General features: G+C 45.8%; 1 protein-coding gene. It reads right to left on the bottom strand.

Annotation, left to right across the window (positions count from 1 at the left end):
• Positions 1-581 (bottom strand): cell division protein FtsQ/DivIB (locus ACS8FC_RS19405; RefSeq protein ID WP_439297992.1); only part of this gene is annotated, 581 nt, incomplete at both ends.

Here is a 581-nt window from a genome sequence, read left to right as displayed (position 1 = left end):
CTTGTAGCGTAAGTCTACAGACTGCATCTCATCTCGGCGTCCGCTTAACTGATTACCAAGTAACTGGCTTAGATTCAGTAGTTTTTGTGCGGTGTTCTCATTATCGACGATGACGCGTAAGCCATTATCAAAACGAATGAGCCAAGTCATTCTTGGTGACAAAATAATGTCTTCAACCTGCATATCAAGTGGCGCATACCAGTCATTGACTTGCTGCATTTGCTGCATAATGACTGGCGCTTGAGCCATTTCACCTTGCAGAGTAGCAAAGCGCTCTTGCGTCAAGTCGCTACTATCAGCAGGAACGAACACAGATCCTTTTGCATCAACCAAGCGCTCTGTCCCAAAATTAGCGACTGCTTGCTTAGGTAAGGCGGTAACTACAATGCCGCGTTGCCAGTCTCGAGAGATACTCACTTGATCAACCCATGCAAGGCTTGTCGTAATATCTCTTAATGCTTGCAAATCAGAAGTAAAAAAACTGCTGACCTTTTGCTGGTCCATCACTGTCTGCAATGAGTTATATTGAGCGGTAGAGAGCCCTTGACTACTGACATGAATCTCAGCAGGCGGTGCATCAC

It is taken from the genome of Psychrobacter sp. 1Y4, from assembly GCF_051847555.1.
This window is presented reverse-complemented; position numbering and strand designations above follow the sequence as displayed.